Source organism: Bradyrhizobium brasilense, assembly GCF_029714345.1.
In the GTDB taxonomy this organism is placed as follows: Bacteria; Pseudomonadota; Alphaproteobacteria; order Rhizobiales; family Xanthobacteraceae; genus Bradyrhizobium; species Bradyrhizobium australafricanum.
The window spans coordinates 3,102,379-3,122,483 of sequence record NZ_CP121669.1 but is presented as its reverse complement, the minus strand read 5'-3'; the positions used below and the strand labels follow the sequence as shown (position 1 = coordinate 3,122,483).

General features: G+C 61.1%; 15 protein-coding genes. 9 read left to right on the top strand and 6 right to left on the bottom strand.

Annotated features, from left to right (window positions below; all coding sequences use genetic code 11):
• Positions 1-163 precede the first annotated feature (163 nt).
• From QA635_RS14370 to QA635_RS14360, 3 genes are all read left to right on the top strand, one after another.
• Positions 164-973: an HAD-IIA family hydrolase gene (locus QA635_RS14370; protein WP_283069813.1), complete on the top strand. Its 810-nt coding sequence runs from the start codon at positions 164-166 to the stop codon at positions 971-973.
• A complete protein-coding gene (locus tag QA635_RS14365; RefSeq protein WP_283071637.1) occupies positions 970-1,953 on the top strand; it encodes a phosphotransferase enzyme family protein in 984 nt (327 codons plus the stop codon). The genes QA635_RS14370 and QA635_RS14365 overlap by 4 nt, the downstream gene beginning before the upstream one ends.
• Before the next feature lie 177 nt (positions 1,954-2,130).
• A complete protein-coding gene (locus QA635_RS14360) occupies positions 2,131-4,290 on the top strand; it encodes a N,N-dimethylformamidase beta subunit family domain-containing protein (protein WP_283069812.1) in 2,160 nt (719 codons plus the stop codon).
• A 367-nt stretch (positions 4,291-4,657) separates the two neighbouring features.
• Here the strand turns inward: QA635_RS14360 and QA635_RS14355 are convergent, their stop codons facing one another.
• Entirely contained in the window at positions 4,658-5,701 is a 1,044-nt protein-coding gene (locus QA635_RS14355) for a CapA family protein (protein ID WP_283069811.1), read from the bottom strand.
• Positions 5,702-5,753: 52 nt separating this feature from the next.
• Positions 5,754-7,025: an MFS transporter gene (locus tag QA635_RS14350; RefSeq protein WP_283069809.1), complete on the bottom strand. Its 1,272-nt coding sequence runs from the start codon at positions 7,023-7,025 to the stop codon at positions 5,754-5,756.
• 286 nt (positions 7,026-7,311) lie between these two features.
• On the opposite strand from QA635_RS14350, the gene QA635_RS14345 reads away from it, so the two are divergent.
• Together QA635_RS14345 and QA635_RS14340 are read left to right on the top strand one after the other, a co-directional pair.
• The gene (locus QA635_RS14345; RefSeq protein WP_283069808.1) at positions 7,312-8,205 is read left to right on the top strand and encodes a LysR substrate-binding domain-containing protein; all 894 of its coding nucleotides are present in this window, start codon (positions 7,312-7,314) and stop codon (positions 8,203-8,205) included.
• An 894-nt stretch (positions 8,206-9,099) separates the two neighbouring features.
• On the top strand, positions 9,100-10,410 hold the full coding sequence (locus tag QA635_RS14340; protein ID WP_283069806.1) for a patatin-like phospholipase family protein: 1,311 nt from the start codon (positions 9,100-9,102) through the stop codon (positions 10,408-10,410).
• Positions 10,411-10,478: 68 nt separating this feature from the next.
• Here QA635_RS14340 and QA635_RS14335 read toward each other — a convergent pair whose 3' ends face one another.
• From QA635_RS14335 to nagA, 4 genes are all read right to left on the bottom strand, one after another.
• Positions 10,479-13,838: an AAA family ATPase gene (locus tag QA635_RS14335; RefSeq protein WP_283069804.1), complete on the bottom strand. Its 3,360-nt coding sequence runs from the start codon at positions 13,836-13,838 to the stop codon at positions 10,479-10,481.
• A 239-nt stretch (positions 13,839-14,077) separates the two neighbouring features.
• Entirely contained in the window at positions 14,078-14,503 is a 426-nt protein-coding gene (locus QA635_RS14330) for a YybH family protein (protein ID WP_092083088.1), read from the bottom strand.
• A gap of 300 nt (positions 14,504-14,803) precedes the next feature.
• Positions 14,804-14,965, bottom strand: coding sequence for a hypothetical protein (locus QA635_RS14325; protein ID WP_283069801.1), 162 nt, complete (start codon positions 14,963-14,965; stop codon positions 14,804-14,806).
• Positions 14,966-16,141 carry an N-acetylglucosamine-6-phosphate deacetylase gene (gene nagA, locus QA635_RS14320; protein WP_425249186.1) on the bottom strand — a complete coding sequence of 392 codons (1,176 nt, stop codon included), beginning with the start codon at positions 16,139-16,141 and terminating at the stop codon, positions 14,966-14,968.
• Positions 16,142-16,260: 119 nt separating this feature from the next.
• Here nagA and QA635_RS14315 point away from each other — a divergent pair, with 119 nt between their 5' ends.
• From QA635_RS14315 to QA635_RS14300, 4 genes are all read left to right on the top strand, one after another.
• A complete protein-coding gene (locus tag QA635_RS14315) occupies positions 16,261-17,199 on the top strand; it encodes a glucosamine kinase nucleotide-binding domain-containing protein (protein WP_076834256.1) in 939 nt (312 codons plus the stop codon).
• A gap of 19 nt (positions 17,200-17,218) precedes the next feature.
• Complete coding sequence (locus tag QA635_RS14310; protein ID WP_283069798.1) at positions 17,219-18,175, top strand: N-acetylmuramic acid 6-phosphate etherase; 957 nt, start codon at positions 17,219-17,221, stop codon at positions 18,173-18,175.
• Between the two features lie 11 nt (positions 18,176-18,186).
• Positions 18,187-19,185, top strand: coding sequence for an SIS domain-containing protein (locus QA635_RS14305; RefSeq protein ID WP_283069797.1), 999 nt, complete (start codon positions 18,187-18,189; stop codon positions 19,183-19,185).
• A 440-nt stretch (positions 19,186-19,625) separates the two neighbouring features.
• Positions 19,626-19,922 carry a hypothetical protein gene (locus tag QA635_RS14300; protein WP_283072213.1) on the top strand — a complete coding sequence of 99 codons (297 nt, stop codon included), beginning with the start codon at positions 19,626-19,628 and terminating at the stop codon, positions 19,920-19,922.
• Positions 19,923-20,105 lie beyond the last annotated feature (183 nt).

Below are 20,105 nucleotides of genomic sequence, written 5' to 3'. Positions count from 1 at the left end.
CGCAGTCGCGCACGGAGATTTTCCGCTCCCGGAAGCATGGCGCACACCGGCAAGGCAAGGTCGCCTTTCCAATGTGCAGCACACAAATCATGGATGCACAGAGCAGCAACGCCATGCAGGCAACCATATGATCACGCTCGCGGAACTGAACGGAATCTCAGCATTGGAACAGCGCATTGCTCCGGCCGACCATCCCATTCGCGGCGTCATCTCGGATCTCGACGGCGTCGCCTATCGCGGCGACACTCCGATCGAAGACTCCGTCAAGGCATTTCGCGGATGGAGCGAGCGGGGCCTGCCCTACGCGTTCGTCACCAACAATTCGACGAAATCCGCCGCGCAATTTGCCGCCAAGCTGAGCCGCATCGGCATTCCGGCCGAGCCCTCACAGGTCTTCACGACGATTTCGGCGGTCACGTCCCTGCTCGAACGGCGCTGGCCGCGCACCACGCCCGTGTTTGCGATCGGCGAACGACCACTGCTCGAGGCGATCGAGGACAGTGGCTATCACCTGACCGACGTCGAGCCCAAGATCGTCGTGCTCGGATTCGATGCCACGCTCGACTACGCCAAGCTGCGCACCGCGGTCAGGGCCGCACTCGCCGGCGCAACCGTCATCGCCACCAATCCCGATGTCCTGACGCCGGTTCATGACGGCTACGATCCCTGCGTCGGCGTGATCACGGCCGCGGTTGCAGCAGCCGTTCCCAGTACGAAGCCGATCGTGCTAGGCAAGCCGCAACCGTTCCTGATCGAACAGGCGCTGGCGCATCTCGGCACCGCCCGGCATGAGACCGTCATGGTCGGCGACCAGATCGGCACCGATATCGCAGCAGGAAAGGCGGCCGGCATGCGGTCGATCCTGCTCGCCAGCGACGTCCCTTTCAATGCGGTGGCGGACGTCGTTCCCGATCGCATCATCGCGAGCCTTCTTGACCTCGCGCACCCCGAGACGGTCGGTTGGCCGCGATGATGACTCCCGGTCTCATCGAGAGCATGCAGGCCTCTCTTGCCGCGAGCCTGCCGCGCTGGGGACTATCATCGCAATCGACGCTCGCCTTTCTCAGCCATTCCGAGAACACCACCTTTCTCGCGCAAGATTCGGCCGCTCGGCAAAAACTCGTGTTGCGCGTGCAGCGGCCCGGCTATCACTCACCTGACGAGATTGCGTCCGAGCTCGCCTGGATCGACGCCGTGATCGCAGACAACGTGGTGCTCACGCCGCGCCCGGTCGCCGATCGGGAGGGACACCTGTTATGCCCCATTCCCCTGAGTGGCGCGACACGACACGTCGTTGCATTCGAATTCCTCAGCGGCAAGGAGCCGGACGCCTCGGACGATCTGGCCACCTGGTTCGGCAAGCTCGGCGCGACCAGCGCGCGGCTTCACGCGCACAGCCGCCGATGGACAATGCCATCAACGTTCCAGCGCAAGGTCTGGGATTTCGATGCCATGCTGGGCCGCCGGCCACTATGGGGTGACTGGCGCGCCGGTCTTGGCCTGCGCGACGATGGCCGCAGGCTGCTGCAGAGGGTCGCCGACGAACTTGAACGGCGCGTCGAGGCTTACGGACGGGGCGAGCAGCGGTTTGGCCTCGTTCACGCCGACCTCCGCCTCGCCAACCTGCTCGTCGAAGGCGACCGGCTCGGCGTCATCGACTTCGACGATTGCGGCTTCTCGTGGTTCTTCTATGACTTCGCCGCGGCCGTCAGCTTCATCGAGCACGAGCCGGTGATGGACCTGCTCCAGCAGTCGTGGCTTGCGGGATACCGGACCGTCGCACCGGTCTCGCGCGACGACGAGGCCATGCTGCCTGCGTTCGTGATGCTCAGGCGCATGCTGCTGACGGCCTGGCTCGCTTCGCATTCGGACACCGAAACCGCACGACGCCTGGGTACGGGCTACACCGACGGAACGGTCGCGCTCGGCGACCGGTTCCTGCGCGGATTGTGACGCGGACTTTCGGGACCAGCCGCGGCGCGCCTGTCCGCTTCTCCAGTGTTGTTGCTCCCGGACTCCAGAATGCCGCAACAGATGTTTCCCCGCCGGCTTTGATCCGCGAATGATGGGCGCGCGCTCGGACATTGCGCGTCCGAAGCGGACTTAACCAGCGAGCGTGGGCGGCGTCAGATGGATATCCAGGCTTATTTCGAGGAGTGGTCCTGCGAGCCCGGCGATGTCGTCCGGCTCGCGATCAGTACGCCGCACGCCACCGTCCGCGCAAGCCTCGTGCGACTGGTCTCGGGTCCCGGGCGCGACGAAGCGATCGAGGGCAAGGTGGTCGATTTCTCGTCGGTGCTCGACCGCACCGTTTCCGGCGGCGTGCAATCCACGGTGGTCGGCTCGCACGCCGAATTTCCGCTTCCCTCACCGATCAACGATGCGGCGATCAGCGTCCATTGCTGGGCATGGCCGACCGTCCCCGAGCGGAGCGCGCCCCAGGCCATCTGGTCGATTGGCGACGTCGCGCTCGTCATCATCTCAGGCGGTCTTGCGCTTCGAATGGGCAGCGCAACGCTCGCGGTCTTGCCGGATGCGATCATCGCCAAACACTGGTATTCGATCGTGACTACCATCGGCGACGGCGAGGTCTGCATCGACCTGAGGCGTCTTGATGCCAAGGTTGGGGCACAACGCACGCTCCGCGCAGCAACCGGCGCGACGGCAAATGCGGCGACGCTCCTGCTCGCGGCGGCCGGCATCGGCCGGTCCGGGTCGCCGCTGGAGCCATATAATGGCAAGATCGACTCGCCAACGCTGCACCTCGCGAAGCCATCCGCCGAGATGATCGCCGCATGGCACGCGGGGAAGACTCCCACGCAGCCGGCATGGGCAGCATGGAAACTCGGCAGGGACTTCGCGTCGGAGACGATTGAGCCGGACGCTGGAGGCGAACAGGGGCACCTTGTCAACGGCGTCGAGCGCGGTGTGACCGGACGCAACTGGGACGGGCGAAGCGACTCCTTCGTCGAAGTTCCCGAGCAGTACTGTGCGCTGCAATTCCACGACGACGACATGGTGGATGCCGGCTGGAGGTATAATCTCGAATTCCGCCTGCCGGAGGACCTTCAAAGCGGAGTCTACGCAGTTCGGCTCGAGGCCGGCGGACGCCGCAATCATTTTCCGCTGTTTGTCAGACCGGTCCTGGGCACCTCGGCACCCGTGCTGTTCCTGGTGCCGACCAACACCTATCTGGCCTATGCGAACGACCACCTGGCTTCGCTCGATTTCTCATCGGTGATGCCTCATGACAAGGTGGTGCCCGAGGACGAACAGTACCTGTTCTCACATCCGGAGCCGGGCCGCTCCTGCTACGATACCCATGCCGACGGAACGCCGGTTCGCTATTCGGGCCGCAGACGGCCGCTGTTCAACGTCCGCCCTGGTTTTCCGAATTGGCTAACGGGCTCGTACCGTCACTTTCCCGTCGACATGTACATCGTCGAATGGCTTGAGCACCTCGGCATCGAATATCATGTCGCAACCGACGAGGATTTCGAACGTGGCGGCCGCAACCTGGCCGACCGGTACGCGGCGATCGTCACGGGCTCGCACCCGGAATACTGGACACGAACCGGCCTCGATATCCTCGACGGATACCTGCATGACGGCGGACGGGTCATGTATCTTGGCGGCAACGGCTTCTACTGGGTAACGAGCCGGCTCGGTGCAAAGCCCTGGATCATCGAGGTGCGCCGCGACAACAGCGGCACGCGCTGCTGGGATGCCCCCTATGGCGAACGGACCCATGTTGCGACGACTGAAGCCGGCGGCATCTGGCGCACGCGCGGCCGCGCCCCGAACAAGATGCTGGGCGTGGGCTTCGCATCGGAGGGATGGTCGAAGGGCTGCGGCTATCGGCGTCTGGAGGCGAGCTACAATTCGCCCGCCGCGAAATTGTTCGACGGCATCACTGAGGAAATCGTCGGCGATTACGGCTATGTGCTGGGTGGAGCGGTGGGAGACGAGGTCGACAGGTACGACGTTACGCTCGGAAGTCCCGAGCATGCCTATGTGCTCGGGACTTCGACCGGGCTTGGCAACGAATATCAGCTCGTCATCGAGGATCTCACTCTTTCGCTCCCTGATCAGGGAGGCGCACAGCGGCCTGACGTGGTGAGATCGGACATGGTCCTGTTTCCGATCGATGGAGGCGGCTGGGTGTTTTCGGTCGGCTCCATCGCCTATGCCGGCGCCCTGGCCTGGAACGGCTGCGACAACGGTCTTTCGCGCCTAACGGCGAATATACTCAGGGCCTTCACCGGTAAGGAGCCGGTGTTCGGAGCATGAGACCGTCAGTGCGACTTCGCCCCTGAAACGAAAGGTCAACGACCCTCGTTCGGCCACTCATACGTTCTGGTTGCAGGTTTGAGTGCAAGAAGATCAACATCTTACTGGATACTCGTTGTCCCCCAGCGCGGCGACCGCACAGATACGTGCTTCTTTTTCGTTCGCGCGCAAGTTCACAAAGGCGACGAGCATCGCATGGTGAGTGCGATACGGTGGTACATGGAAGATCCAGGGCTTTTCCGCCCAAGGAGAATGTTTGACAGGCGGCAGGCGCTTTCCTCGCAGTCAGGAGCGAGGCCTCTTGCTCCCCTGATTGGATATCGCTCGGCAAAACAACGGCTTGGGGGATTCAGCAGCCGCGTTGACCTTACATACCCTCAAGCCGCAGGTGAGTAGCCCTCGACAAGACGATTGAGTCTCCGAGTTTCCTGCTCAGCTGCTCGAAACGGCCGAGAATGTCCTTGCCCGCGCCGGTGTCTGCACTATGTACGCAGATATCGTTGTGCTCGTTGCGACGGACCGGTAGTAATTCAATTTCGGTGATCTTCTTCCCCGCGATCAAGCACCGCAGCGCCAGACCATCGAGATGACGGCCGCGCATAACGTCCCAGTCGAACGCAAAGTTGCCAAGGCTGTAGAAGATCGGCTTACCCTGATAGATTTCGCCGGCCTGGACCACATGCGGATGGTGGCCGAACACCATGTCTGCCCCCACGTCGATGGCGGCTCGGGCTATTTCGCGCTGATATGCGACTGGCTCCTCTTTGGACGACACGCCCCAATGGCATGAAAGGATCACAAGGTCGACCTTGGTCCGCAGAGCGCGGACATCGTCCCGCATGGCCTCGAGTTCGTCGGCGTCTGCGAATGTATGCGTGATCGGCTCAGCACCCGGCATTTCCAGCGCGCGCGGGCCCGGCTCATAGGCGGCGTGGGCCTTGATGGTGGCGCATCCGGAGCTGTTGGCTGACGCGGCGTGATTGCTCGGCCAGAACACCGATGTGTAGCTCAAGAAGCCGAAACGAACCCCGTTCTTCTCGATGATTACCGGCTTCCTGGCCTCGGCCAGCGTTTCGCCAACGCCACAGTGGAGGATCCCCGCCGAATCCAGCGCCTTGACGCTGGCGACGGCGGCGCTCGCGGGATAGGCGACGTTGCTGGCGCAGCTCACGCCGACATAGCCCGCCTTCTTGAGCGCCGGACCTACCTTGGCGCCCGAATGGCGCCAACCCTTCTTGTGCGGGATATCGGGCCGCGCGGGATCGATCGAGGGCTCGGCAAGCGGGCCTTCCAGCTGTCCGAACAAGACATCGGCCGATGTCAGCATGTCACGCACATTGACGAATGCGCTGAAAGGATCTTCGCGGTTCTGGATGTTGGTATCGCCCAAGATGAGCAGCGTTTGATCCATGTGCAGTTCCTTTTTCGTGAGCTCTGGTGTGGATGTCGGGATTGCGACCAGATCAGGCCGCGCTTTCAGCGGAGCGCGATGTTGTCACCGCCGCTTCGCCATCGCGCGCTGGCGCGATCGATTCCAGGGAGCGCTGGTTGGTTTCGATACCGAACAAGAGAATACCAAGCGCTAACAGCAGATAAAGCGACGCAATGGCGTAGAGCACTGATGGGAGACCATAATTGTCATAGAGCGACACAACCATGTAGGGCGATGCGATGACAGCAATCCGCCCCGTCATTTGGGCGATGCCAGAGCCGCGGAAGCGATATTCGGTTGCAAACAACTCCGGCGTGTAGCCGCCGAGACCGAAGCCGATCATCAGGCTCATGCCGCCCTGCAACAGGAAGCCAAAGATCAGCACCCAGGTGGGGTCGGTCTGCTGCGAATACGCCAGCGCGAACACGCCACACCATAAGGCCGCAAACATGGTGCCGCGACGGCGTCCAATCCAGTCGGAGGTCAGCATGCCGACCAGCGGCCCGAGCGAACTGCCCAGCGCCATGACGGTCGCAAAGCTGAGCGACTTCGTGACACTCAGCCCCTGTTTGACGAAGAAGGTCGGCACCCAATAGGAGAAGCTGTAGGAACCGACCAGGCAGGTGATGCAAACCGCCATCGCGAGCAAGGTGCGGGTGACGACGCCGCGCGAGAACAGGATGGAGATCGGTACCCAGGCCGGCGCAGGCGCGGCCACTGATGTCACCGGCGGGAGCGGCCCCGCCTTCGAGGCCTCAGCTTCGATATCCTGCATGATCTTTTCGGCTTCTTCATAACGGCCGCGCGCTTCGAGCCAGCGCGGCGACTCCGGAAGCTTGCGGCGCAGGAACCAGACCCATAATGCGCCGCAACCGCCGATCAGATACATCGGCCGCCATCCCAGTGCCGGAATGACGAATAGTCCGGTAAAATTCACGGCGAATGTCGATGCCATCGACACCACGCTGATCAGGCCAAGCGCCCATCCGCGCCGTTGCGGCGGCACAAACTCGCTGACCATGCCGTAACCGCAGACATATTCTGCGCCGATCCCTACCCCCATGAAGAAACGCATCGCCATCAGCCAAGTCATCGAGGGCGCGAGCATCGAGAGCAGGCACATGCTGCCGAAAATCAGAAGATTGAACTGATAGGCAAAACGCCGGCCGAACCGGTCACCGACCAACCCCGTCATCAGCGCGCCAATGGCGAGGCCGGCAAAGGTGATGGAAATGTAGTGGGCATTGGTCTCCATGTTCGACCAGCCCTCCTTAACGAGGGCGCCCAACACGCCGGCGGCCATCTGGTTGTCGAAACCGTCGAAGAACATCCCGAGGCCGATCAGGCTGAGAATCCGCCACTGGAATGCGCCCATCGGGAGCCGGTCAAGCCGGCCCGCGGCGTTAACGGGGGTGGTCATAGAAAGCGTTTCTCCCGCAAGTAGCGGCGTTCAGCGCCGCTTATGCGGGCAAAATAGGCGGAATGCTTTGGGCCGAGTATGCTAATTTACTCATCACGACGATGACTTATCTTCAGAGCAACACAGAGAATGCGGCGCGGACGCGATCAGCCCTCAGTGGGAGGCGCTGATGGCCCGAAAATTGCCCCCGCTGAATGCACTTCGCGCCTTCGAGGTCGCCTCCCGCTCCGAGAACTTCACCCACGCCGCCAAAATACTCAACGTCTCGCAGGGCGCCGTCAGCCGGCATGTCGCCCAACTCGAAGCCTTCCTTGGCCTGCGCCTGTTCGTCCGCAATCAACGCGACGTCAAGCTGACGACGCAGGGCGAACAGTACGCGCAGGCCATTGCCGAAGCCTTTGATCGCATCGAACTCGCGACCCAGGTCAGCCGCCGGGACAAGCAGAATCGCGTGGTGCGGATACGGCTGTTTCCCACGGTGGCGATGAAATGGCTGGTCAAGCGGCTCGCGCGCTTCCATACCCTTTACCCAAGCATCAATGTGCAGGTCACGATCGCCAACGATCTCGTCGATGTGAGCGCTGGCGAGGTGGACTTCACCATTCAGACTCCCGCCATTCCAAAGCCCGGCGTGCGTTACGACACGCTGTTTCCGATCGAGCTGCTGCCGGTTTGTAGCCCCGCCGAATTCAACAAGCATCCACCCGTGCACGATTCACGAGAGCTGCTCGACCGCACGTTACTTCATTCAATGAAGCGCCCGCACGATTGGCGGATCTGGTTTGAGGCGGCGGACGTCACACCCGGGAGCTTTCGCGAAGGACTGTCGTTCGGCAATTCCTCGCTAGCCTATCAAGCGGCGATCGACGGGCTCGGCATCGCGGTGGCGCATCTGGAACTGGTCCAGGACGATCTCAAAGCGGGACGACTATTGGCGATCCATCCGCTGGTGGTACGAACCGCCGACAGTTACCACCTCGTCGGCCGCGAAACCGACGTTGGCAGGCCGGAGATTGCTGCATTCCGCGACTGGCTGCTGTCCGAAACCAGGACACAGAATTGACGTTTCTCCATCGGCAAGATCTTGTTCTGCTATTGTCAAATCAGCATCGCTGCAAGCTCGCCGACGGCGCTTGGATCGCCATTTGCCTTGGCGACGCACTTCAGGTGTCACGTTGCTCTAGTCTAGGCAGGGATTTCCTCTCGAAATCCCGGCTTATTTTGTTCGTCAGGCCTATACACGTATCGAGCTGGGCATCTGCCAGAAGCGAAGGCGGCTGATCTGCGAAGGTTAGGGGGGATCTCGCCACGCCTTGGCGCTGATGTTGGTGAATGGATCCGGCCGGCCGAGGAATTCGGAATCACCGGGAACAGTCTGGCCAAGGTCTGCGACAGGCTGGACGTGCTTTATCCTCCGCGCGGCCCCTGGGCCAAAGAAGACCCGTCTGTCTGAAGAGATTGAGCCTGCCATGCGGCACATTCGGCCTGCCCATCGTATAGAGTGGCCTATAAATCCGACGGCCTCATGTGACTGGTGACTACGTCCGCTTTGCTCCTATAGCGACCAAGTTCGTGCGGCAGCGCAATATGTCGCGATGGGCCAGAAGCGGAAGCCACAATTGGACAACATCTCCCCCACTAACATCAGCGATAAATATCTTCCGTGAATTGGTTCACAAATGGGCGGGCCAGACCGCGATACGCTTGCTCGAGTTCTTGGCCGGCGTGCGCCCAGCGCGATCAGCAGGCTCGAGAAGGCGCCGAACCTCGACGTCCACCGTTCCGTCGCACGTATCGTGTTTCGCAACGCTGCGATCGATGAGTTGTCGAGTTGGATTCAACGGCATTCGGTGCGGCCGAAAGCCCGCGGACCCAGCAAACGACCAGTCTTTTAGTTTTACGCGGTTCAGAAGCTTGATCAGAGAATAAGCCATGCAAAAATTTGATGGAGGAACCAATGGTGAAGAGGGCGATTACGCTCGGCGGTGGTGGTCCGGCGGCAGGGCTGCACATTGGAGTTCTGGAAGCTCTTGCCAACGCAGGTATAACCTTTGACGTGTGGGCATTGTCCTGCATCGGCGCCTGGGTTGGGATCGTCTACAATCAGTTTGACAACGTTGACAATAAAGACAGGGCGAAACAGACCCATCAATTCTTCAAGAATGGCGTGTTTCGAGACGACGAAAGCTATAGGCGCTTTCCCATAAACACGGTGTTCGGCCCGGATTGGGAAAGCATCGGCAAGGCTCTGACCAACTTCGTCGCAGATCCCAATACCTATAAGGATTTGTGGGACCCAAACAGGGTCGCGAATGCCTTCAGGGAATCCATGTCGCTCTGGTTCGCTCAACAGCCCGACACGGACTGCGGGAAGAAGTTCACGAGCCCGGATGAGGGAGACGTAAACAGATGGGTTCTTAATCAGGTGCTGGCACCAAATCCTTTCGTTCGTTACCTCACGTCAATGATGTATCTGTCCCAAGTCACCGGCCTCTCCAGGATTAACTATCCACACAGCCAGTTTATGAAGAGCATAAATTTCGACGCGCTGGGAAGACCCGAAAAGCCATTCATATTCCACAACGCCTGGAATCTCGATGAGCATAAACTCGCGTTGTTTTCCAACCGTCCAATGCCCAAGAAGGTCGATGAGAACAAGAAGGTCGACGGGAAAGAGTACAAAGTGCCTATCAGCGCATCCAGCTTATGTGCGTGTTCAGCCCTTCCCTTCGTGGAAGAAACCGTAGAGATCGACGGAGTTACCTACTGCGAAGGAGCACTGGTCGATACGGTCAACTTCGAGAGCTTGCTCCAGGAGCACCATAAGCCAGGCGATGAGCTGGACGAGATATGGGTGAGCAGGATCGTCGATTCAAAGCAAGTCCGCAAACCGGAAAACCTTCACGATGCCCTGGCAAATCTCTGCCAATTGTTCGCAGCGACCGTTGGCGAAGATGATGTCAAGCTCTTCAAATACCACGTGCGGTACGACAAGCCAAAATCCGGAGAGCATCCGTGGAAGGGCACAATCGTCGAGATTCATGTGCCGGGGCACATCAGTTTCAAATGGAACCACAGCAACCTGGACAGCGGGAGAAAGTTGGGAAGGATCGCTGCTGAACAAGCAATCAAGGCATACTACGAACACGGAAAACGTCCGCCGCATGACGGGCCACATTTCATAAATGAGAATCCTGCGGAAAGCGATGAGGCGGGATGGCGAGAGGTTAAGGAGGCATATCACGAATGTCGAAGGCGGGCTGCGTAACGGCAAGGTAAAGCAGCCTTGAGGCCGGCCTGCTGAGCCAAGCTCCAATATCCGCAGTCGAGGCGGAATTACTGCAGTCGGTTGAGTACTGCCTTTGCCTGCTTCAGATCCTGCGTTTCAAGACCCTCGACGAACCAGCCGTAGATGGGCACGAGCTGGTCGAGCGCTTCGCTGGTTCTGCCCTGATCGATCCACAAGTTGGCGAGGTCTACTGCTACTCGAAGTTCAAGGGCCTTGGCGCGTTGGCTTTTTGCAGTTGTCAATGCGTGATCGAGCAGTGATCGTGCATCGGTGCTGGCCTCCGGTGCATCGCGGACGAGCAATACGCGCGCCTTCAATCGATAGAGCTCGGCCTCAAATATCCGTTCGCTATTGCGGCCGGTTGTAGCGAGACCCTGCTCAATCAGTTCGAGCGCGGCTTCGCTTTGATGGCTCGACAACAAAGCGGCACTCAGGAGCACATACAGTGCTGTGATGCCAAGCTGATAGCCCGCGCCGCGATATTCGTTCATCGCCGTGCGGATTTCCTCGAGCGCAGCGGACGAAGGATCAAGGAAGGTGGCGCTTATCCCCCGGATGGCGCGAGCCAATCCTCGCCACTGCCGGAATCCGAGTTCTTCGGACAAGGCGAGACAACGATCGGCATAGCGGTGTGCCTTTCGGAAGTCACCCCGAAGAGCGTGGAGAATGGATGCATAATAGCATCCATAGGCCTGCGAATGCGGATGACTGATGACGTCGGCACGCTGAAGGGCGGCATTTACACGCGCGAGTGCCGTATCAGCACGGCCCTGCAGCCAGAGCGCCCATGACATCAGAGCCAGGTCGGCCACACCCGCATCCTGGCCGGCAGCACGCGCCGCCAATCTGTCATGCTCGCTGCTCGCTTCGAACGCTTCGAAGGCCCGTTCGATCACCTCCTGGGCACCTACGAGATTTCCCATGAAAAGGCGTATCATCCCTTGCCCACGCATCGCGTTGAGCAACGTTGGTCGATCGCCCCGACCCTCCGCAAGATCGAGCAACACCGAGATCATTTCCTCGGCGACCGGCAACTCGCCGCGAATGACGCTCGCGGTGGTCAACCAAAACATGATTTGTAGTCGCTCGGGGGGATCTCCGAGCCGCTGGCACAGTTCGCGCGCTCGCGCAAAGGTCGCCACCGCCTGGGGCGAGGCCGGCCCCTGGGTGGCAATGAGGCAGGGCCCGAGCGCGTACTGGAAATCGAGCTCCAGCCGGTCTTTAAGCGCACCGTCGGCCAAATGGGCCGAGACCTCAATGCCTTTGCGCAAGTGTGCGATCGCTTCGAGGTTGGCGGAGCGCATGGCCGCTTTCTTGCCTGCCTGGAGCCAATATTCTCCCGCCTTTTCGAACAATCCCGCCTCGGTAAGGTGGAGTGCGAGAGTCTCGGGTTGAGACTCCACAATTTCCGGGAATCGTTGCTCGAAAGCGTTGGCGACGGCGGCATGCAGCGCTGCGCGTCGGCTCTTCAGAAGTCCCGCTTCGGCAGCGTCCCGCACGAGCGCATGCTTGAAGGTGTAGACCGCCCGGGGTATCTCGCCTCGGCAGAATATCAACTCCGCCTGAACCAACTGGGCAAGCGCCTCCTCAAGCCGTTGCCTTGGCAGCTTGGCGACCACGCTCAGCAGTTCGTACGAGAACTCGCGCCCCACAACTGCGCCAATCTGAGCAACTTCCTTCACGGGGGCCAATCGGTCGAGCCTAGCCATCAGTGATGCGTTCAATGTCGTTGGAATCGCCATCGAGGGTAGCGGACCGCTGACCACGTAGTGGTCGTCTCGCTCCTGCAGCAAGCCGGTTTCGAGCACCGCCTTGGTCAGTTCCTCGACGAACAGGGGCACGCCGTCGGTGCGAGCGAGGATTTGGTCCAAGACCTCCTCCGGGAGCGTCTTGCCTGCCGTGACGCGCTCGATCAAGGCCGCCCCGTTGCGCCGGTTCAGCCGTGTAAGCGAGACGGTCGTCACATGTGCATGACCAGGCCAGGGCGGCGTGAACTCTGGTCTCGCGGTGATGAGCAGCAGCACTCGGAGTCGTGGTACCTTTTCCAGTGTAATCGTGAGCAGCTCCATCGAAGTCGGGTCCGACCAATGGGCATCCTCAAAGATGATGAACACTGGCTGCCGCGCCGCCAACGCTTCGAGCTGAGCCGAGAATGCCGCCAACGTCATCTCCTTGCGTTTCTGCGGACTGAGCTCGGGCAGCTGGTAGCGGTCACTGACCGGCAGCGACAGAAGGTTTGCTAGAGCCGGCACCACACGATCTGCGTCGGCGCCAGACCGCAACAGCAGAGCTTCAAGCTTGGCAAACTTGTCCGTCGGCGCTTCGCCTCTTTCGAACCGGGCAGCACGTTCGAGATTGTCGATGAACGGATACAACGCACTGTTGGTATGGTGCGCCGAGCAGAAATGGCGGACCGTAATGTGTGGTTCGGCTTGGAGCCGCTCTTGAAGCGCCAGCGCGATGTGCGACTTACCGATACCTGGCTCTCCAGTTAGAACCACTACGCAACCTTCGCCCGAAGAGGCGTGCTGCCAGCGCCGCAACAGCAGCTCGATCTCCTCGTCTCGCCCGATCAAGGGCGTCAATCGAGTCCTGTGCTGAGCCTCAAAGCGGCTTTCGACTCCAGTCGTCCCGAGCACCTGCCAGGCAGGTATTGGCTCCGCCCATCCTTTCAGCGCGATCGAGCCAAGATCGCAGTATTCGAAATATCCTTCGGTGAGCTGGCGCGTACTCTCGGAGATTAGCACCGTACCGGGCTCGGCGAACTGCTGCAGACGAGCAGCCAGATTCGGTGTCTCACCGATCACCGCCTGCTCCTTGGCGGCGCCTTCGCCGATCAGATCGCCCACGACGACCATACCGGTAGCGATGCCAACGCGAACCTGCAGCTTGGTGCCGATATCTGTCTGAAGGTTGGCCACGGCATCGACCAGTGACAGCCCCGCACGTGTCGCCTGCTCGGCATCGTCCTCGTGCGCCAGGGGGTAGCCGAAATAGGCAAGCACGCCATCCCCCATGTAGCGCGCGATAACGCCCTCACTCCGGGCGATAACCTCAGCGATGCAGGCGTGATAGTCGCCGATTATCGAGCGCAAGTCCTCCGGGTCCAGCCGGGCCGAAAGTGCGGACGAGCCCACCAGATCGCAAAACATGACCGTGATTTGGCGCCGCTCGGCGCCGTCTCGCGGCGCTGGTTTGGCAGCCGCTTGGTCCGATGCAGCGACATCATCCTCAAGTGCCGCAATCGCGCGCAGCATCTTGCGCCGGTGCCCAAGCAGGACGCCGAGGTCCTTGAGGTCCTGCTCCGTGAGATCGCCGACGACCGAGAGGTCGATAGCGTTCTCTGCGAAACGATCGGCGTACTCTCCCAAACCGATCGATGCCAGCCACTCTGCAATACCTGTCATGGTATACCTATGGCCAATAGGGATAAGGGTAGCACATTGCAGAGACCTGCGAAGGCACATCTGCAAATGGAAGCACCGATCGCGAGACATCTCAGCCAGTTTAACACATTGGCTCCGGCGAAAGCTGGGCGCTGCCAAGCGATGCCATGGGGCCCCGATCGCGCGCGCCTTCGACCGTGCAACAGCCAACTCAACATAAAGCCGCGTTTGGCGCAAAGCACAGCAATGAACAGAGATGCCTAGTTGCCCTCGTTCCAGATGTCGGTGGTCAGCTTCCAATCATCGCCGACCTTCTCCCAAACCACGACATACTTTCCAGTCACATCCTTCGGTGTCGGTCCTTTGGTCTTGAGGGCGAACGTACCAATCTCGCGCGCCGCGGATGGGCCAAGGGGCTTAACGTCAAGGGTTGCGAGCTTCGGATCGCCAACTTGTTCCGCCATGCTTTTCCACATTGCCTCGATGGCTGATCGGCCGTGAACCATCGCAGTACCTGGCGGGAATGCGGTCGCATCCGTGCTGTAGAGTGACGCAACTCCCGAGAAGTCGCCCTTGTTGAACAATTCAATCCATTTCGCATTGATGGCCTCGATCTCGGCTTTTTGAGCTAACGCCGGTGCGGTAAACGAGATCACGAATGCAATCATCAAGGCTATGCTACGCATGATCATCTCCAAATATGTTCGATGCGAGTGCAGGGGCGGACGTTGACTTGACAAGAACCGGATGCGTTGAATGAGGCATCCCAGACCGGGTTTGGCGCGCCAGCAATTCCGGGGAATTACCGTCAGCAACATTGACTAACCAGCGCAACGCGCGCCTCATGGCAAATGACTTCGCGCAATTTCTCACCAGTTCTCAAGCCTGGATGCTTGGCCAGTGTGAAGCCAAGAGCGACGTCGTGTCCCCGCTTTGGAATTATGGTGCGCTCGGAGGGCGTTCGCATTTGCTGCGATTGCAACAGCTTACTTGGAAGGATGAAGGGACAAGGCGCATTTTTCCCGGTCAGAGGTGCCTTTCGCACGGCCGTGCAGGTCGGCGAGACTGCGCGCAACCGCGCGAATCTTCGCCGGTGTTTCAAGGCAGGCACCACCATATTTCTGCACGACGATGGGCTGGTTGCGCATCTAACCTCGCTCGGAAGCCTTGTTCGCCTCGCCCATCGAACCAACACCGCCTATCCATGTACCGACGACCTCAAAGTTCGGATTAAAGGCGACAAGATCCGCGCGGTATCCGGGCGCGATCCGTCCAAGCTCGGACCCAAGGCCCAGAAATGCCGCGGGCGTCCGGGAAGCCATGATAAGAGCATCGACAAGGGAGATTCCGATAAGCGCAACAGCGTTGCGCACCGCCTCGATCATGGTGAGGTGAGCGCCCGCGAGCGTGCCATCCCGGTCAGTCAGGCGATTGTCATGCAACGTGATCTCCCTTCCCTTTAGCAGGAATTTCCGGTCGCTCGTGCCCGCCAATGGCATGGCATCGGTAACCAGCATCAATCGATCGCGTCCCTTGCAGCGCAAGGCAACACGCAAGCCGGCGCGGTCAACGTGGATGCCGTCGCAGATGATCCCTGCAAACAACCGGTCATCTCCCAGCGCGGCGCCCACCAAGCCCGGCTCTCGGGCGTTCAACTGCGACATGGCATTGAACAAATGGGTCACCCCCGAGACACCGCGATCGACCGCCTGCCCGATTTCGGCTGCGGTGGCGTCGCTGTGGCCGGCCGCGATACGCAATCCGGCGCCGATCAATTCATCGATCATGGACGCGGGCACGCATTCCGGGGCCAAGGTCACCATGGAGCGACCGCGGTCCCCGAAGCTTTTGATGGCGGCGAGATCGCGCCGATCGGGCACGCGTATCTCGGCTTCCGGATGAATGCCCTTGCGAGACCTGTTGAGGGCCGGACCTTCCAGATGAAAGCCGAGCACGCCAGGAATTTCGAGGCACGCCTGAGCTGCTACAGCCAATCGTTCGATGACCTCGCTTCGATCGGTGATGAGGGTTGGCAAACAGCCCGTGGTGCCGGCCTTGCGGTGCGCCTCGACGATGCGGCGAACGCCGGCCTCCGTTGGCTGGTCGTTGAGAAGAACGCCGCCGCCTCCGTTCACCTGAACATCGACGAATCCGGGTGCAAGTATCGCATCTCGGGGAAGGTGGATCGAGGCGCGCGCTTCCTCGGTAATGCCTTCGATCCGCCCCTGCGATATCCTGACCAACCCCGGCCCGCGCATGTCGGCACCGTCAAAGATGTGCTGCGCAGCAATCGAGAAAACCACGGAAGACCCAGCTTGGCCCATAAGTGCTGATCCGAGAATGGCAATCACGGACTCGTGAGGCGAGTCCCGTGCTGTACAGGTCCCTATATGTACACAACGGGCTTCAGGGACCCGGAGCTAAATCCTTGCGTTAACTTCTCATGGAAACAAAAGGTACCACCTATCTCGGCATCGATGGGGGCGGAACCCGCTGCCGCGCCCGGATCGAGGACGAAAACGGCAGGGTACTCGGTGAAGCGAGCTCGGGGCCTGCCACGACCCGGATTGGCTTCGACAGGGCCTGGCGGTCCATCATGGAGGCCACCGAAGCGGCGGCCGCACAGTCCGAACTGACGCGCGAGGATTTCGCGCGGATGCACGCCGGAATTGGCCTCGCCGGCATTGGTCGCCGGGGCGCGGAAGCGGCGCTCAAGGAGATCCCGCATCCCTTTGCGTCCGTTATCTTCATCAGCGATGGCCTAGCTGCCTGTCTCGGCGCCCATAGCGGCGCGGACGGGGCCATCGTGGTGGCCGGCACGGGCTCGGTGGGTGTCGGCCTGATTGGCGGCAGCGAGATCCGCATCGCCGGTTACGGCTTCCCGGTCTCGGACGAAGGCAGCGGCGCCGACATTGGCCTGCAGGTCGTTCGACTGGCGCTGCGGGCCGCGGATCGCCGCGGCGAGCTGACACCATTGCTTGCAGAGGTGCTGGGCGCATTCGATCAAGATCCTTATCAGGCCGTGGCGTGGTCTGAAGAAGCTCGGGCCACCGACTACGCCGCGTTCGCGCCGACCGTGATGCGGCACGCCAATCAGGGCGATCCGGTCGGCCGCCGCATTGTCGAACGCGCGGCCGATGCCATTGGCGATCTGCTTGATCTGTTCCTGGCTAAAGGAATTGACCGGCTCGCGCTGGTGGGCGGGCTCGCGGATGCGATTACACCCTGGCTAACGCCTGACCTGCGCGCTCGCCTGAGGCGTCCTGACGCCGACGCAGCGGCCGGCGCGCTGCTTGTGGCCCGAGGGCGGCTCGACCTGCGCAAGCTGGACCCGCCCAAGAGAGAAACTGACCATGAACAGGCTTCGAAGTTCCGCGTTTGATGGTGCTTGGATCACCGATATGGCCACCGAAGAAGTCGATCCCAGATTTACCGACCTTGATGCATGGTCGCTGACGTCAGCGATGGAAGCGATGTGGGAGGGCCAGCTTGCGGCGGTCGCCGCGATCGGCCACGCCCTTCCCGCGATCACCGCGGCAGCCGAAGCGGCCAAGACGGTGCTGGGCGACCGCGGACGCATTGTATATGTCGGCGCTGGCACGTCAGGCCGCGTGGCGGTCCAGGACGGCGCCGAGCTGACGCCGACCTTCGCTTGGCCCCGCGAGCGCGTCCGCTTCGTCATTGCCGGCGGTGACAGCGCGTTCGTGACCAGCATCGAGGGCGCGGAGGACGATGTCGATGATGCAGTCACGCAGATCAGCGCCGCACGGCTCACGCCGCACGACGTGGTGATTGCGGTAGCCGCCAGCGGCACAACGCCGTTCACGGTCGCGGCGCTGCAGCAGGCAGGGTCTTTCGATGCAGTAACGATTGGTGTCGCCAACAATCCCGGCACCGCACTGCTGGCATTGGCAAAGTTTCCGATCCTGGTCGAGACCGGCCGAGAGCTGATCGCCGGCTCCACGCGGATGAAGGCGGGCACCGCGCAGAAGGTCGTGCTCAACCTGATCTCCTCGGGGATCATGCTGCGCCTTGGCCGGGTATATCGCGGCATGATGGTGAACATGCCGCCGACCAATGCCAAGCTGAAGCGGCGCGCCGAGGCCATGGTGGCGCAAATCGCGCGCTGTAATCCGTCGCACGCGGCACGCTCGCTCGAGCAGGCCGAGGGAGACATCAAGATTGCAGTCCTTCTGGCGCTCGGTGTCGACAGGGTTGATGCGGAGACCCTTCTGGAGAACTGTGACGGCAACCTTCGGCAAGTGTTTGTCGAGCTTGCCAAGAATCGTGACTCGCATCGTGACCGACTCCCAAAGGGAGCGGCGGGACGCGGCCGAGGCGGAGTGGTTGAGCCGTGACGACATCCGCGATGGCGAGCGAAATCGGGGAAAGCGCGGATGTTGCCGCTAACATTGTTCGCAGCCGACCCGCCCTGCGCGACATCGCACAGCGGATTGGGATTGACTCCGCCCCTTTGTGCGTCGTGTGTGGTCGGGGAAGCTCCGGGCATGCCGGTGTTTTCTTGAGATATCTTGTCGAGACGCGGCTTCGCCTTCCCGTTTCAGCAAGTGCTCCCTCGGTGATCACGGCATTTCGCACACCTTTGATGCTCCGCGATGCGCTGTTCATCGTAATCTCGCAATCGGGGCGCAGCCCGGATCTCGTCGCAGCGACCAGGTCGGCACGAGCCTCGGGCGCACGCACGATTGCCATCGTCAATGCGACGTCGTCGCCGGTGGCTGACGAAGCGGAATTCGTCGTTCCGATCGAAGCCGGCCAAGAACACTCCGTAGCGGCCACGAAGACCGTGATCGGCTCGATGGCCGCCAGTGCCGGACTGGTTGCCGAACTGGCGCAAGATCGTGCGCTGCGGTCAGCCCTCGACCGGCTGCCCGAGCGCCTGCACCGCGCGCTGGCGCTCGACTGGTCGGAGATTGCCGATGATCTCGTCAAGGCATCAGCTGTGTTTGTGGCGGCTCGGGGCCTGGGCCTGGGCTCGGCGAGGGAGATCGCGCTCAAGCTTTCGGAAATCATGCGCCTGCCTTCGATCGGACTGAGCGCCGCCGAGCTGCAGCATGGGCCACGTGCCGCGCTATCATCGCGCACGCCAGTTGTCATGATGCGCCTCATGGATGAAACGGCGGCCACGGTGGACGCACTGGCAGAGGAATTGCGTGAGCAAAAGATCGCGCTGCATCTCTGCGGCGGACCGCATGGCTCGCTGCCTTGGTTGGTCGAGGATGACCCCGCCACCGACCCGATCACCATGCTCGTTCCGGCCTACCGGATGATCGAGCAGGCGGCATGCGCGCGCGGATTTGACCCGGATCGTCCCCCTCGCCTGAGCAAGGTTACCGAGACGTTTTGACTGATCGCTGGCTGGCGACCAAAGCGGGAGCGACATCATCAAAACGTAACGAACGCGAGCAGAAGCGACCGAATGCGCGGCAAAGGCGACGAAGCTGATCGCTATTCTGCCGCTCATAACGGTCTGGTTGCAGGTTCGAGTCCTGCCGGACCCACCAAGAGGATCAATATCTTACTCGGTTCTCGTTGCCCGTAGCGCGACGACCGCACCAGATAGGTGCACTTTTCGTTCGCGCGCAGGCTCGAGCGCAACAATTATCCGACGGTGTGAGACAGATCGTTTGGGTAGACGGTGAGCGAAGCGGGCGTCTTTTGTCGCTCGCCAGTCGGGCACACCTCGAAGAAGCCGCTGATCAAGAGACAGCGAAATCGTGGGTCTTTGCGCTGCCGAAATGCGAGGTCAGCTCATGGTTGCCGGCAGAGCGATGCTTCTGAAAATGCTTGGCTTCCAAACGAGCAATCGAAGCTACCGTAAGCTCCTGGATTCTCAGTACCAACGCGCAGCTTGAGCAAATTCAGAATGGTGGAATCAAAATCCGCTCGATTATTCAGCGATTTCAATGGGCATTTGGAAAAACTAGCCGGATCCGCAGATGGGTCGCCTATCGCTACTGGCAGAACAAGTTCGGCCTCGACCATAACGCCGCACCCGGCGTTTGCACGATCGCCGCTACAGGCCAGAGCACCAACACCTGCACTGAATCGACCGTCTACGGCGGCGTTACGGTTAAGTTCTAGCCACGGCCCTCGATGTAGACGACGGCGTCGCGTTGGCCCGCGACGCCGTTCCCGCTCGGCAAGGCACCCACTTCGAGCACGAGTGTCACGACGTCACGCTGGAGCACGGGCGCAACAGCGCACTATCGGCGCTGGATCAGTTAGGGAGACGTCTAGTGCCAACAGTTCTTCAACAACTAACGC